This window comes from Cryobacterium sp. TMT4-10 (assembly GCF_004403275.1).
In the GTDB taxonomy this organism is placed as follows: domain Bacteria; phylum Actinomycetota; class Actinomycetes; order Actinomycetales; family Microbacteriaceae; genus Cryobacterium; species Cryobacterium shii.
Window position 1 is genome coordinate 1 of sequence record NZ_SOGU01000077.1, and the last position, 14,706, is coordinate 14,706.

Here is a 14,706-nt window from a genome sequence, read left to right on the forward strand (position 1 = left end):
GTCTTCGAGGCCGCGTCCCGCGCCCCGGGCACCCCGAAGATGGGCGGGGCGGCGCCGACAGTGATGGTGCACGTGAACGCCGTCGACCTCGCCGACGAGAACGGAGTCGGCTGGATCGACGGGGTCGAAGCCCCCGTGTCGATGCGCACCGTGAATCAGCTCATCTGCGCCGGCGGGTACCGCAAGATCGTCTTCGGCGTGAACGGGGAGGTCCTCTACCTCGGCGGCAAGGAAAGATTCTTCAGCCAGGCCCAACGCCGCGCGATCGCCGCCCGCGACGGCGGCTGCATCATCCCGGGCTGCCAGGTCAACGCAGCCTGGGCCGAGGTGCACCACATCATCCCGTGGGTCAACCACGGCCCCACCGACATCAACAACGGGGTGCTGCTCTGCTGGTTCCACCATCACAGCATCGAGACCTCGGGGTGGCTGATCCGCATGGTGCGGGGCAAACCCGAGGTGATGGCACCGGTCTGCTTCGATCCCACCCGTACCTGGGTACCGGGCCAGGACCACCGCGCCCACCGGGCCAGCGGTGCTGGCGTCGGTAACCGCGCCCGCACCCGCGCTCACCCACGGGCCACCGATTCCGCGCACTAGCCGAAACGGCTAGCCGGTCACGAGAGCCGAGGCATCGATGTCACGCGACTTCGATCAGACCGGAGCGGCCGGAGAATCGGCAGCGGCGCGGAGAGCCGCGATATCGAGGTTGCCCATCGGCAACATGGCCTGCATGACCCGGCTCGACCGCTCGGGATCGGGGTCGCCCAGCAACTCGACCAGAACCGGCGGCACGATCTGCCAGGAAAGCCCGAATTTGTCCTTGAGCCAGCCGCACCGGCCCGGTGAACCCCCCGCGGTCAGCTTCTCCCACAAATGGTCGATCTCGTCCTGGGTTTCGGCCCTCACGACGAAGGAGATCGCCTCGGTGAACGTGTACCGCGGTCCCCCGTTGAGCGCCTGGAACTCGAGCCCGTCGATCACGAAGGACACCGTCATCGCGGTGCCAGCCGGGGCGGGGGAACCCTCGGGATAGCGCACAACGCTCACGATCCGGGAATTTCTGAAGACCGAGACGTAGAAGGTGGCCGCCTCCTCAGCCTGATTGTCGAACCACAGGAACGGACTGATCGTCTACACGTCAGTGCCCCTTCTTCATTCCCAGTTCGTTGACCGCCTCATCCGGAGGCGTCGGCCTGGGATCCGCCGGGCAGTGCAGGACCGCGTTCGGACCCGAATGATCGATGGTGTGGTCGGCCATCGGCCGGCCGCACACGGGGCACGTGGCCTCGCCGACCCGCCGGACGACCGCATCGTATGGGCCCACCGGCGGCGGCCCCAAGGGACGTTTCAGTTTGGCGTCCATCCAGTCGATGAACCGCACGTAGCCGCCTGGATGGTGCCCACCGGAGGGCTTCTGCTCATTCATGCCGCCAGCGTACGCTCGGTCCGCCCCGATGAACAGAAAAAGCCCCGGATGCCCTCTGAACACTGGATCAGTGAACGAGGGATTCCGGGGACGGCTGCGGGCTCTCAAGTGCGGAGACGGTGGGATTTGAACCCACGGTACCCCGTGAAGGGTACTCCACCTTAGCAGGGTGGTGCACTAAGCCGTACTATGCGACGTCTCCTTGGTGTTCATTACAAACACACCTGAACAATCATAACCGTACTGACGGCATCCGCACGAACACACTGTGCGGATGCCGTTCACACGGCTACTGGTCTTCGAGCGTTCGCCCGACCGAACAGGTGTAGTCCCCGGCCGTCTGCCCGGTGGTCGAGTCTGACAGGACGGCGCCATCGGACGGATTCTTCGTCGCGGCCGGGTCCGGAACGGCACTCGGGTTCGTGGTGGCCGCGGGGTCGGCGGCCGCCGGGTCAGGCGTCGCCGCCACGGGAGCGTTCGGGTCCTGGGTCGCGCCGCCGCCGGTGGTACCGCCCAACTGGATCGGCTTGTCGGCCGCAACAGCCTCGAACAGGTTGTCGAAGTCGGATTGCAGGGGGATCACGCCGCCGTCGACGGTGCCGGTGGGAACCTGGACGAAGACAACCTTGTTCAGGTCGATGTCTTTCAGGGCCACCGCGATCGAGGCGAGCGTGGACACGTCGTTGAGGTTGGTCGAAAGCGTCATGTTCGCCGTCACGGCCTTGGCCAGCGAGTACACCTTGAGCGGGTCGGAGAGCGTCGACGCGCTCTTGATCGTGCGCACGAGCGAGGACATGAACACCTGCTGGTTGCTGATGCGGGTGAGGTCGCTGCCGTCGCCGACGCCGTGGCGGGTGCGCAGGAACTGGAGCGCATCCACGCCTTCCAGGGTGTGCATGCCGGCCTTGAGGAAGGTGCCGGTGTACTCGTCTTCGATGTCTTCCGCGACGCAGACCGGCACGCCGCCGACGGCCGTCGACATGGCCATGACGCCGCTGAACTGCACCTCGGCGGCGTAGGGGATGTTCAGGCCGGTGAGCTGCTCGACGGTGAGAACGGTGCAGGCCAGTCCGCCGTAGGTGAGCGTGGTGTTGATCTTCTGGCTGCCCATCGAATCGAAGGTGCCGCCGTCCGGGTTGGGGCATTCCGGGATCGGCACGTACATGTCCCGGGGAAAACTGATCACGGAGGCGTTGGAGTGGTCCGCGGAGATGTGCAGCAGCATGGTGACGTCGTTGAGGTCGCCGGTGGAGTCCTCGGGGCCGAATCGCGCATCCTGCCCCTTGCGGCTGTCGCTTCCGACGATGAGGAGGTTCACGCCGCCGGCGATCGCATCGATCTTCGGAGCGGGCCCGTCGGTCTCGCTGGCCAGTTTCACGCTCGGCTGCACACTGGCGGCGACGTCGTAGGTGGCGATGGCGGCGACGGAGACGCCGCTGACGAGGAGGACGGCCAGTGCCGCGGCGAGCACCTTGGCCACGGTGACGAACGGATTGGACCGGCGTAGGCGACCGTGCCGCGCGAGCGTCCGGATCTTCTTCGAACGCGTCGAGCGGGGGCGAAGTTGGTCGCTCACTCAGGTCCCTTCGTTAGTGCACCGTGCAGGATCGAGGTGCGGAGGGCGTGGGATTCGAACCCACGAGACATCTCTGCCCACCAGTTTTCAAGACTGGCTCCATCGGCCGCTCGGACAGCCCTCCCGTTCGCTGCCCAGCGGCGGCGATTGAACCTGCGCACGCTGACAAGCGAATACCGACCGATTCTAGCCGATTGGAGGTTCACCACTGTGCCAGAGGATGCTGGCAGCGCGCTGGACGCGGGCCGGAAGCGGTGCGGGGGCACGTTCCGGCATCCGTCGACACACTGCTGCGAACCTACAGGCTGCCGAGAATGACGGCGAGCCCGTCGTCCTGCACCGCGCCGGTGATCTCGCCGGCCGCCGTGAGCACTTCCTGCGGCGCCTGGCCCATGGCCACGCCTCGCCCGTGAACGGATGCCCATTCCAGCAGTTCGATGTCGTTGCGCCCGTCTCCGACCGCCATCACCCGGCTGCGCGGAATGCCGACCTCGGCGCGCACCCGTTCCATGGCGGTGGCCTTGTTCACCCCGTCGGGGGCGATGTCCAGCCACGCGGTCCAGCCGATCGCGTAGCTGACGCGGCTCAATCCCATCCGGTCGACGACCTGGAGGAAATCCTCCATGTCGTGGCCCGGCGAGATGACGACGACCCGGGTCGCGTCCTGGCGCAACAGGTCGTCGAAATCGACGTGTTCGCTGTCGAGCCCGATCGTGGCGTCCGGGAAGGCCTCGGTGTAGCGATAGAAACCGTGCTCGTCCTCGACGGCGTACCGGGCGCCGGTCAGGTGCGACCGGATGGAGAGGAGGACATCGGTTGGGTCGAAGGTTTCGACCCATTCGCGCCGGTATCCGGTCGGGGCGTCCGGGTCGCGGTGCAGGGTGATCGCACCGTTCGAGCAGACCACGAAGCGCGGGGTGATCTCGAGCCGGTCGAGCACGGGCAGCGTGGTCGCGGCCGAGCGGCCCGTCGCCAGCATGACCTCGTGGCCGGCCGCGGCGAGACGCTGCACCTGTTCGAGGACGCCATCGCTGATGGTTCCGTCCTCGTGCATGGTGGTGCCGTCGATGTCGAGCGCCACCAGCCAGGGCAGGTCCGTCCGGCTCATGGGGCGCCGACCGGCCGGATCACGTCGAGGCCGCCGAGCCAGGGCCGGAGCGCCTCCGGAACGATGACGGAACCGTCCGCCTGCTGGTGCGTCTCGAGAATGGCGACGATCCAGCGGGTGGTCGCCAGGGTGCCGTTCAGGGTGGCCACGGGCGCGGTCTTGCCCGACTCCGTGCGGTAACGGATGTCCAGACGGCGGGCCTGGTAGGTCGTGCAGTTGCTGGTGCTGGTCAGTTCGCGGTACGCGTTCTGGGTGGGAACCCAGGCCTCGATGTCGAACTTGCGGGCCGCACTCGAGCCGAGGTCGCCGGCCGCCACGTCGATGACGCGGTAGCTCAGGCCGAGGGACTGGAGCATGTCCTCCTGCAGCGCGACGAGGCGGTCGTGCTCCGCTTCTGCGTTCTCCGGCAGCACGTAGGTGAACATCTCCAGCTTGTTGAACTGGTGCACCCGGATGATCCCCCGGGTGTCCTTGCCGCCCGAGCCGGCCTCGCGGCGGTAGCAGGTGGACCAGCCGGCGTAGCGGAGGGGCTCACCGGCCAGGTCGAGGATCTCTTCGGAGTGGTAGCCGGCGAGCGCGACCTCGCTCGTGCCCGTGAGGTACAGCTCATCCGTCGGCAGGTAGTAGATCTCGTCGGCGTGCTCGCCGAGGAAGCCGGTGCCGTCCATGATCTCCGGCCGCACCAGGTTGGGGGTGATCAGGGGGATGAAACCGGCCGCGAGGGCCCGGTCGAGCGCCATGTTCATCAGGGCGATCTCGAGGCGGGCGCCGATGCCGCGCAGGAAGTAGAACCGTGACCCGGACACCTTGGCGCCGCGGGACATGTCGATGGCGCCGAGCAGTTCGCCCAGCTCGAGGTGGTCGCGCGGTTCGAAGTCGAAGATGGGCACGTCCCCGTGGGTGCGGAGCGTGACGAAGTTCTCTTCCCCGCCGGCCGGAACGCCGTCGATGATGGGGTTCGCGAGGGTGCGCACGACCGCGGTGAAACGGGCCTCGGCGGCGGACGCGGCGACCCCGGCGACTTTCACCTCGGCGGCCAGGCTCTGCGCCTGGGCGACGAGGGCCTTCTTCTCGGCGGCGGGCGCGGCGGCGACCTGCTTGCCGAACTGGTTCTGCGAGGCGCGGAGCGACTCGAACGCCTGGATCGTGGCCCGGCGTTCGCTGTCGGACGCGAGCGCGTCGTCGACGGCCTCGACCGACGCACCGCGCGCCTTCTGCGATCGCTTGATCAGGTCGGGATTCTCTCGCAGCAGCACAGGATCAATCACGGGGCCAGTCTACAAGCGCTGACCAGGCCGCCGCGCTAGCCTTGCCACCGTGGATACTCCCGGTCAGCCCCTTCTTGTGCAACAGGCTGCCGTGGTCTACAACCCGATCAAGGTCAATCTGGACCGGCTGCGGGCGAGCGTGGCCGCGGCAGAAACGACCGCGGGCTGGGCGGGGTCGCTCTGGTTTCCGACCAGCCCGGAGGATTCGGGCCGAGGGGCCGCCCTTCTGGCGATCGAGCAGGGAGCCTCCATGGTGCTCGTGGCCGGCGGCGACGGCACGGTTCGAGCGGCCGCCGAGGCACTGCGCGGCACCCGGGTGACCCTCGCCATCGTGCCGTCGGGCACCGGCAACCTGCTGGCCCGCAACCTGAGACTGCCGCTGTCCGGTCTTGACGAGGCCACCGCCATCGCGTTCACCGGGGTCGACAAGCCCATCGACGTGGGCGTGGCATCCGTCAGAACGGATGACGGCGTCACGGTCGACCACATCTTCCTCGTGATGACGGGGCTCGGCCTGGACGCCCAGATGATCGCCAACACCCGGCCCGATTTGAAGCGGAAGGTCGGCTGGCTGGCCTACGTGGATGCCGTCGCGCGGGTGCTGCCCACGGTCAAACCGTTCGGGATCCGGTACAGCCTGAACGGGCGACCGCATCGGCCGGCGCACGTCAGCATGATCCTGGTCGCCAACTGCGGCCTGCTGCCGGGGAACCTGCAGTTGCTGCCCGATGCGCGCATCGACGACGGCATCCTGGACATCGCGGTGCTGCAGCCCAAGGGCGTGCTCGGCTGGCTGGCGATCTGGCGCCGGGTGACCTGGGAGAACGGGGTGCTGCGGCGGTCGGCGGTGGGACGCCGGATCATCGAACGCACCGAATCGAACCGGGAGCGGGTGATGACCACGCTGCGCGGCGCCGACATCCGCATCGTGGTGGAGCAGCCGCAGGACTTCGAGATCGACGGCGAGTCCCTGGGCCCGGTGCGCTCGGTCTACCTGCGCGCGGACCCGGCATCCCTGATCGTGCGGCTGCCCGCCGGTTCCTGAGCCTCGCGGCCGGGCAGGCCGAGCAGCCCGCTCAGCCAGGCCCGGGCGCCGATGAACACGTCGTCGTCGTAGCGGGACGTGAACTCGATCGGCTGCTTGTCGGCGCGCGGATACGAACCGAGGAAGATCACCTGCGGGCTGAAGCGGCGCAGCCCCAGCAGGGCGTCGGCGACACGTTCGTCGTGGATGTGGCCGTCGGCGTCGATCACGAAGCGGTAACGCCCCATGGCGTCACCGATCGGGCGCGACTGGATCAGGCTTAGATTCACGCCCCGGGTGGCGAACTGCTCGAGCATCTCGAGCAGGGCGCCGGAACGGTCTTCGGGCAGTTCGACGATCAGGCTCGTCTTGTCGGCGCCCGTGCGGGGCGGCAGCGCGGTGGTTCGGCTGACCAGCACGAACCGCGTCACCGCGTTCGGGTTGTCGCCGATGCCCGCGGCCAGGACCACGACGTCATGGTGCTTCTCGATGCCGGGCGGGGCGATGGCGGCATCCGCCTGGTCGCTTATGAGCAGGGCCGAGGCGGCCGCCACGTTGCTGGAGGCCGGAATGTGGCCGTGGTGCGGCAGGTTCGTCTCTAGCCAGGTGTGACACTGGGCGTAGGCCACCGGATGCGCGTTGACGACCTGCACGTCGTCGAGCGTCGTCCCGGGACGCGCCACCAGGACGAAGTTGACCGGAACCAGGTACTCACCGATGATGCGCAGGTCGGGCACGCTCGCGAGGGCGTCCTGCGTGGCGGACACGCCGCCCTCGACCGAGTTCTCGATCGCGATCATCGCAGCCACGCTGCGGCCGGAGACGACGTCGGCGAGCGCTTCACCGACATTGTTCACGGCCCGCCAGGTCTGACCGCGGGCCGCGGTCACCTGAGCCAGGGCCGCCTCGGTGAAGGTGCCCGTGGGCCCGAGGAAGCTGTAGCTGACATTGCGCGTCTCGGACATGGCTCCCAGCCTACTTGCAGTGCAAGACTGGGTACCATGAACCAACGAGCGGGAACCCCGGCCCAGGAATCTGATCTGATCGACGTCGATGCACTGGTGAAGGCGTACTACGACCTGAAACCGGATGTCACGGTGCCCGCCCAGCGGGTGGCGTTCGGCACCTCCGGTCACCGAGGCAGTTCGCTGAACACGGCCTTCAACGAAGACCACATCATCGCGACCACCCAGGCGATCGTGGAATACCGCGCGCTGCAGGGCATCACCGGGCCGCTCTTCATCGGCGCCGACCCGCACGCGCTCAGCGCCCCGGCCTACACGACGGCGCTCGAGGTGTTGGTGGCCAACGGAGTGCGCGTGCTCGTCGACGAATTCGATGACTACCTGCCCACCCCGGCACTCTCGCACGCGATCCTCGCCTACAACCGGGCCGGCAACAGCGACGAGGCCGACGGCATCGTGGTCACCCCCAGCCACAACCCGCCGTCCGACGGCGGCTTCAAGTACAACCCGCCGCACGGCGGACCGGCCGACAGCGACGCCACCTCGTGGATCGCCAACCGCGCGAACGAGATCATCCTGGACGAACTCGGCGATGTGCAGATGAGCGAGCCGAGCGCGGTCGAGACCTACGACTTCCGCAGCGCCTACGTGAACGACCTCGAGAACATCATCGACATGGCCGCGATCAAGGCCAGCGGGATCCGCATCGGCGCCGACCCGCTCGGCGGGGCGAGCGTGGGCTACTGGGGCGCCATCCGCGACCGCTACGAGCTCAACCTCACCGTGATCAACCCGCACGTGGATCCGACCTGGCGGTTCATGACCCTGGACTGGGACGAAAAGATCCGGATGGACCCGTCGAGCCAGTCGGTCATGGCCTCCGTCGCCGCGCACAAGGACGAGTACGACATCGTCACCGGCAACGACGCGGACGCCGACCGCCACGGGATCGTCACCCCGGACGACGGGCTGATGAACCCGAACCACTTCCTCGCGGTGGCCATCGACTACCTGTACAGCCACCGAGATGGCTGGCGTACGGACGCCGCCATCGGCAAGACCCTCGTGTCGTCGACCATGATCGATCGCGTCGCCGGGTTCCTGGGCCGCGACCTCTGGGAGGTGCCGGTCGGCTTCAAGTGGTTCGTTCCGGGCCTGATCGACGGGTCGGTCGCGTTCGGCGGCGAGGAGAGCGCGGGCGCCAGCTTCGTGCGCTTCGACGGAACCGTCTGGACTACCGACAAGGACGGCATCCTGCTCGCCCTGCTCGCCGCGGAGATCCTCGCGGTGACCGGCAAGACCCCGAGCCAGCGCTACGCCGAGCTCACCGCGCACTTCGGTGACCCGGCCTACGCCCGAGTGGATGCCGCGGCCACGCCGGCCCAGAAGGCCCAGCTCGGCAAGCTCGACGGCGAGGCGATCACCGCCACCGAAGTCGCCGGCGAGAAGATCATCGCGAAGCTCAGCCACGCTCCCGGGAACGGGGCGGCCATCGGCGGCGTCAAGGTCGTCACCGAGAACGCCTGGTTCGCGGCCCGTCCGAGCGGCACCGAAGACGTCTACAAGATCTATGCCGAGTCCTTCAAGGGCCCGGAGCACCTCAAGCAGGTGCAGATCGAGGCCAAGGCCATCGTCGACGCCGCGATCGCGTAGCGCGCCTGTAGCGCCGTTCCGCGGGTGGCGCGCCACCCGCGGAACGGCGAAGGACCAGCGTGAGCCGTTGTCGAATCGGCAGTCGACTCCGGCAGTCGACTCCGGCAGTCGACTCCGGCAGCCGACTCAGCGGTCGGGCCTAGGGGATGCTCCAGTAGTACGCGGTGGCACCGGGATGCTTCACGGTGATCGCGTAGTCCACCGAGCGGAAGTCGGTGTCGTCGGTGTGGCCCGCGTAGAAGATCTCGATGTCCTCGCCCGAGCCCTCGATCCGGGTGACGACTCCGGTGTGGTCCCGGTCGCCGGAGTTGTCCCAGTCGAACTGCGCGACGTCACCGATCTTGACCAGGTCTCGCTGGTCATCCGTGAGCGCGGTTGCCCGCCCGGACTCCGCCAGGTAATTGCGGAAGGCCGTGGAGCTGATCCACGGCGACGAGTGCGTGAAGGATGAGCCCTTTCCGTCTGAGTACCACTCGTCGTCCATCTCCCAGCCGCGCTCGATCAGGGACTGGCTGGTGAAGTTGACGCAGTCGTTGTCGCTGATGACCCCGTAGTCCGCGGTGTTGTAGTTCGTCCAGTGGGCGAGCATGTAGGCCACCTGGGCCTGGGCGCCGGTGCTGACCGTGGCCGGGACATCCACGGCCACCGGGTCTCCACCGTCCGCCGGCACGGCGCGCGGCGCGCTTGTGGCCGCCGCCTCGGTGGGCGCTGCAACGGCCTTGCCCGGATCACCCGTCGACGAGGAAGCCGAAGGGTCCGCGGATCCCATCGCCGCCAGTGCCGCCGTGCCGGCGACAAGGCCGACGACCACGAGCACGACTACGCCGATGCGAAAGCGTCGGGTCAACACCACAGCTATCCTCTATTCGTTCGTTGGGGGCACCCCTTTTCCGGGGGGTCCTGGCTAATCAGAGTATTCGAGTCTCGGCGCGGCCGCAGCCGGCGCGGGCCCGGACTGCGCGCGCCTCCATGCTCCGAGAGGCAGGCGATGCGCTCCGGTCGTAGACGGGACTTCGGCGTGGGCCAGTGCCTCGTCGACCGGCTTGACGTGCGTATTCGCGGCCTGACCGGCATGGAAGGTGTGAATCCCGGCACAATCCCGGCGCTTCTGCGCTCTACCCGGGTCACGATTTCCGGCCGGTCGACCCGCGCGGTGAAGCACGCGCCTCACCTGTCAGAAAACTGTGCAAAGGCTCCGAAACCCCTGCATGGCGGCTGATCAGTTGTAGCCGGGCGCCGCGGGCAGGCCGAAGAGCTCCTCCAGCGTGGTCACCCCGCGGTCGTGCATCTCAGTCGCCAGTTCGACGCCGATGTAACGGAAGTGCCAGGGCTCGTAGCCGTAACCGGTCACCGGGACCTTGTCCGCCGGGTAGCGCAGCAGGAACCCGAATCGCCACGCGTTGCCCGCGAGCCACGTGCCGTGCGGGGTGTCGCCGAAGCAGGCCTCCAGAGAACAAATCCCGGGCAGTGCGCTGATGTCGATGGTCAGGCCGGTCTGGTGTTCGCTGGTTCCCGGCCGCGCCGTACTCGTGTCGGCGATGGCCTGGCCGTTCGAGGCCACGTCCTGGTTGTAGACGTCGACCTGGGTGCTGTAGCTCCGGTAGGAGCTCTGCGACTGAAGCTGCAGCCCGGTCTCCGCCGTGAAAGCCCCGAACAGGGCGACAACGGCATCCGAGGCCTCCCGGCGCAGCTTCGGTGCCCAGACATGGGGCACCGGCACGTCCACGAGGTCCGTCGGGGCGTAATCGGCCGGGTGAAGCGGCCGGGTCTTGTCCACGACGACCCACAGGCTGTTCGGGTCATCGATGGAGTGCGCGGACCGGTCGAAGGAGGGCGCCGCGGTGGGGTCAGGTGAGCCGGACGGGGCCGGGCGGGCGGGGTTCGGGCTCGCGGCGTTCGGGCTCGCGCTCGGGAACGTGGGGAGCGTCGGGGTCGGTGCGGGAGTCCCGCTCGGCGAGCGCGAGGAGCTCGATGCGGAGGTCGGTGAGGACGTCGGGACGGCGTGCGCGCTCGGTTCGAGGGCCGGTCCCCGGCCGGAGACGGCCCCGGCAGCCAGGGCGCCCGCGGCGAGCACGGCGACAACGGCGGTTACCGCAGCAATGCGCCTCCGTCGAAACGGATGCACCGCCCCCGGACGCACGTCTCCCACCACGATTGCGATCCTAGACCCGTGCGGTGAAGGGGCGTCTCCGACAGGCCCGAAGCCGGTTGAAGATTGTTTGCTCATGATGTAACTTTGCACACGATGCAAACTCCTCCCGCTCCCGTTGCCCCGCCGCTGATGTCTCACCGGCAGATCCTCTTCGTCATCTTCGGCCTGATGGCCGGGATGTTCCTCTCCGCCCTCGACCAGACCATCGTGGGAACGTCGATGCGCACCATCGCCGACGACCTCGACGGCATGGCACTCCAGGCCTGGGTGACGACCGCGTACCTCATTGTGTCCTGCATCAGCACGCCGATCTACGGCAAACTCAGCGACATTTTCGGCCGCCGCCCGCTGTTCCTGATCGCGATCACGATCTTCCTGATCGGCTCGCTGCTGGCCGGCATGGCGAACTCGATGTACGAACTCGCCGTCTTCCGCGCCATCCAGGGCCTCGGCGCCGGTGGCCTGATGGCCCTCCCGCTCACGATCATGGGCGACATGCTCGCTCCCCGCGAGCGCGCAAAGTACCAGGGCTACTTCCTGGCCGTCTTCGGTGTCTCCAGCGTGATCGGCCCACTCATCGGCGGCGTCCTGTCGGGCTCGGAGACCATCCTCGGCATCACCGGCTGGCGCTGGGTCTTCCTGATCAACCTCCCGATCGGCGTCATCGCCCTCTTCATCGTGCTCAAGTTCCTGCACGTCCCCCACTTCGCGCGCCCCGTGCGCATCGACTGGTGGGGCGCGGTGACCGTGATCCTCGCGGCCGCTCCCCTGCTGCTCGTGGCCGAGCAGGGCCGCACCTGGGGCTGGGGCTCGCCCGCCTCGATCGCCTGTTATGTGATCGGCACGCTCAGCATCGCGGCCTTCATCCTGGCCGAACGGATGATGGGCGACGACGCGCTCATCCCGCTGAAGCTGTTCAAGTCCGCGACCTTCTCGATGGCCACCGTGCTCGGCGTCTTCGTCGGGTTCGGCATGTTCGGCGCGATGATGACCGTGCCGCTGTACCTGCAGCTCGTCAACGGGGCCACTCCCACGGAGAGCGGCTTCCTGATGCTGCCGATGATCGCCGGGCTGATGACCTCCTCCATCGTCAGCGGCCAGCTGATCGCCCGCACCGGGCGCTACAAGATGTTCCCCACGATCGGCACCGCCTTCATGTCGGCCGGTTTCCTGCTCTTCACGTTCGCCACCGCCGACAAGCCGGTGGTGTTCATGATGGCCGGGATGCTCCTGATCGGACTGGGCCTCGGCCAGCTGATGCAGACGCTCACGATCGCCAGCCAGAACTCGGTCGGCCCGCGGGACATCGGCGTGGCCACCTCGGCCTCGACCTTCTTCCGCCAGATCGGTGGCACGCTCGGCACCGCCGTGCTGTTCTCCGTACTGTTCACGCGGATCCCCGACACGCTCGGTGCGGCGTTCGGCAACCCGACCCTGGTCGCCGGGGTCAAGGCCGCGGCGACGGACCCCGCTGTGCAGGCCGACCCGGCGAACGCCGGCATCCTGAAGCTTCTGGGCAACCCGGGCGGCGTCGGCGGCGCACTCGACGGCGACACCTCGTTCCTGAACACGGCCGACCCGCGGCTCGCGGAGCCGTTCCTGGTCGGGTTCAACGACGCCGCCGTCACGGTCTTTTGGGTGAGCCTGGCGGTGGTGCTGACCGCTTTCGTGCTCAGCTTCTTCCTCAAGGCTCCGCCGCTGCGCACGTCGTCGGCCCTGCAGGAGGCAGCGGACGAGAATGCCGCCGAACTGGCGGAACTCGCCGAACTGACCCGCGATGCCCAGCGCGCCGCCGACACGATGGGCGCCCTCGTCGAGCCCGGGATCGACGTCGACGAGTTCGAGCGAGAGTCGCGCCCGAAGCCCCGCTAGCGTCCTCACCAATTCGACGGAGATTTTGCTCCCACAGGGCCGTTTCGGGCCAAAAACGCCTGTTTTCAGCAGAATCTCCGTCGAATTCGCTCGGGGCGCCGGGGGTTTGGTCGGGGCCAGACGGCAGGGGCGGCACAGTGCCGCGGAAGCTACTGGACGGCGGGAGTCGTGAGAGCGCTCTCATGAGGGAGAGGATGGAGGCCTCACCGGCCGGAGCATCCGCCGGGTTGACTCCACCGGAGGTTCGCATGCCCCTCGAGACCCTGGCCCCGCAGGCCGACTGGGACGCGACCGCGCCCCGCGACACCGAGGGCGCCGACCACGGCGACCACCCCGGCACCGACCACCCCGGCACCGACGCCGACAGCACCGACGGCACCGTCACCGGCGCTCCGTTCGACCTGGATGGCCGCCGGTTCTACCGGATCACGGCCTACGACCAGATGCCGCCGTTCTTCATGACCCTCGTCGGGGACAGCGACGTCTGGCTCTTCATCTCCAGCACCGGCGGGCTGACGGCGGGCCGGGTGGATGCCGAGCACGCCCTCTTCCCGTACTACACGGAGGACAAAATCACCGAGAGCGTCGACCGAACGGGCGGGCTGAGCGTGCTTCGCGTGCGGCTCCCCGAGGGGACGATGGCCCACTGGCAGCCGTTCGCTGAGTTGCGCCCCGGCGACCCCGCCGCGGCCCGCACGCTCTACAAGGACAGCCTCGGGACGACCCTGGTGTTCGAGGAGTCGCGTCCGGACCTGGCCCTGCGCCTGCGCGTGACCTGGCAGACCAGCGCCCGGTTCGGCGTCGTGCGCAGCTGCGCCCTGACCTCACTCTCCGACGACGAGCCGCGCGAGGTCGACCTGATCGACGGCCTGGTGAACATCCTCCCCGCCGGCGCGGGGGTGAAGACGCAGAACGAACTGAGCGTGCTCCTCGACGCCTACAAGCGGTCCGAACTCGACCCCGGGACGGGCCTCGGGCTGCTGACGCTCAACGCGACCCTCACCGACCTCGCGGAACCCAGCGAGTCCCTGCAGGCCAACGTCGCCTGGCAGATCGGGCTGGGCGCGGAGGAGCACCTGCTCTCGGTCAACCAGGTCCCCGCATTCGCCCGGGGCCGGGGCATCGCCGGCGAGACGGATGTCCGCGGCCGGCGCGGCGCCTACCTGGTCCACGCCCGGATCACCCTGCCGGCCGGGGCCGAACGGCGCTGGCAGGTCGTCGCCGACGTCGACCAGGACGCGGCGGACGTGGTCGGCCTGCGCGAACGGCTCCGCGACCCGGACGCCCTCGCCGCGGAGCTGGCGGCGGACGTCGTGCGCACCCGGTCGGACCTGGAGGGCATCCTCGCGGCCACCGACGCCGCCCAGCACACCGGCGACGAACTCGCGACGATCCACCACACCGCCAACGTGCTCTTCAACACGATGCGCGGCGGCGTCCCGGCCGAGGGCTACACGGTCGAGGCGCACGATGTGCGGGAGTTCATCGCGGAGCGGAGCCGGGCATCCGCCAGTCGCTGGGCCCAGGTGCTGGCGGCGCTGCCGGAGCGCCTGCGGGCCGACGAGCTCATCCAGGTCGCGGAGGAAACCGGCGACGTCGACCTGTGGCGCCTCTGCATGGAGTACCTGCCGCTCACGTTCAGCCGACGACACGGAGACT

13 protein-coding genes and 2 tRNA genes are annotated in these 14,706 nt (G+C 68.4%); 4 read left to right on the forward strand and 11 right to left on the reverse strand.

The window, feature by feature from the left end; translation table 11 throughout:
• Positions 1 to 600 (forward strand): HNH endonuclease signature motif containing protein (locus E3T42_RS10350; protein ID WP_134402969.1); only part of this gene is annotated, 600 nt, incomplete at its 5' end.
• 54 nt (positions 601 to 654) lie between these two features.
• Here E3T42_RS10350 and E3T42_RS10355 read toward each other — a convergent pair.
• The 7 genes from E3T42_RS10355 to serS form a co-directional block, all read right to left on the reverse strand.
• A complete protein-coding gene (locus tag E3T42_RS10355) occupies positions 655 to 1,131 on the reverse strand; it encodes a VOC family protein (protein WP_166789149.1) in 477 nt (158 codons plus the stop codon).
• Positions 1,132 to 1,141: 10 nt separating this feature from the next.
• Positions 1,142 to 1,429 carry a hypothetical protein gene (locus E3T42_RS10360; protein WP_134366969.1) on the reverse strand — a complete coding sequence of 96 codons (288 nt, stop codon included), beginning with the start codon at positions 1,427 to 1,429 and terminating at the stop codon, positions 1,142 to 1,144.
• Between the two features lie 111 nt (positions 1,430 to 1,540).
• A tRNA-Ser gene (locus tag E3T42_RS10365) sits at positions 1,541 to 1,631 on the reverse strand.
• 87 nt (positions 1,632 to 1,718) lie between these two features.
• On the reverse strand, positions 1,719 to 3,005 hold the full coding sequence (locus E3T42_RS10370; RefSeq protein ID WP_134366967.1) for an LCP family protein: 1,287 nt from the start codon (positions 3,003 to 3,005) through the stop codon (positions 1,719 to 1,721).
• Between the two features lie 39 nt (positions 3,006 to 3,044).
• Positions 3,045 to 3,129, reverse strand: a tRNA-Ser gene (locus E3T42_RS10375).
• A gap of 174 nt (positions 3,130 to 3,303) precedes the next feature.
• Complete coding sequence (locus tag E3T42_RS10380) at positions 3,304 to 4,113, reverse strand: HAD family hydrolase (protein WP_134366965.1); 810 nt, start codon at positions 4,111 to 4,113, stop codon at positions 3,304 to 3,306.
• Positions 4,110 to 5,381 carry a serine--tRNA ligase gene (serS, locus tag E3T42_RS10385; protein WP_134366963.1) on the reverse strand — a complete coding sequence of 424 codons (1,272 nt, stop codon included), beginning with the start codon at positions 5,379 to 5,381 and terminating at the stop codon, positions 4,110 to 4,112. The genes E3T42_RS10380 and serS overlap by 4 nt, the downstream gene beginning before the upstream one ends.
• Before the next feature lie 49 nt (positions 5,382 to 5,430).
• Between serS and E3T42_RS10390 the strand changes: the two genes are divergently transcribed.
• Entirely contained in the window at positions 5,431 to 6,426 is a 996-nt protein-coding gene (locus E3T42_RS10390; protein ID WP_134366961.1) for a diacylglycerol kinase family protein, read from the forward strand.
• Here the strand turns inward: E3T42_RS10390 and pheA are convergent.
• Complete coding sequence (gene pheA / locus E3T42_RS10395; RefSeq protein WP_134366959.1) at positions 6,372 to 7,370, reverse strand: prephenate dehydratase; 999 nt, start codon at positions 7,368 to 7,370, stop codon at positions 6,372 to 6,374. The genes E3T42_RS10390 and pheA overlap by 55 nt on opposite strands.
• 36 nt (positions 7,371 to 7,406) lie before the next feature.
• Here pheA and pgm point away from each other — a divergent pair, with 36 nt between their 5' ends.
• The gene (pgm, locus tag E3T42_RS10400; RefSeq protein WP_134402970.1) at positions 7,407 to 9,023 is read left to right on the forward strand and encodes a phosphoglucomutase (alpha-D-glucose-1,6-bisphosphate-dependent); all 1,617 of its coding nucleotides are present in this window, start codon (positions 7,407 to 7,409) and stop codon (positions 9,021 to 9,023) included.
• Positions 9,024 to 9,162: 139 nt separating this feature from the next.
• Here the strand turns inward: pgm and E3T42_RS10405 are convergent, their stop codons facing one another.
• Positions 9,163 to 9,870, reverse strand: a complete 708-nt coding sequence (locus tag E3T42_RS10405) for an amidase domain-containing protein (RefSeq protein ID WP_134366956.1) — start codon at positions 9,868 to 9,870, stop codon at positions 9,163 to 9,165.
• A gap of 372 nt (positions 9,871 to 10,242) precedes the next feature.
• On the reverse strand, positions 10,243 to 11,175 hold the full coding sequence (locus E3T42_RS10410; protein WP_241976032.1) for a M15 family metallopeptidase: 933 nt from the start codon (positions 11,173 to 11,175) through the stop codon (positions 10,243 to 10,245).
• 129 nt (positions 11,176 to 11,304) lie between these two features.
• Here E3T42_RS10410 and E3T42_RS10415 point away from each other — a divergent pair, with 129 nt between their 5' ends.
• Positions 11,305 to 13,047 carry an MDR family MFS transporter gene (locus tag E3T42_RS10415; protein ID WP_134402980.1) on the forward strand — a complete coding sequence of 581 codons (1,743 nt, stop codon included), beginning with the start codon at positions 11,305 to 11,307 and terminating at the stop codon, positions 13,045 to 13,047.
• An 824-nt stretch (positions 13,048 to 13,871) separates the two neighbouring features.
• Here E3T42_RS10415 and E3T42_RS10425 read toward each other — a convergent pair.
• The gene (locus E3T42_RS10425) at positions 13,872 to 14,699 is read right to left on the reverse strand and encodes a hypothetical protein (protein WP_134402972.1); all 828 of its coding nucleotides are present in this window, start codon (positions 14,697 to 14,699) and stop codon (positions 13,872 to 13,874) included.
• Positions 14,700 to 14,706: the final 7 nt, after the last annotated feature.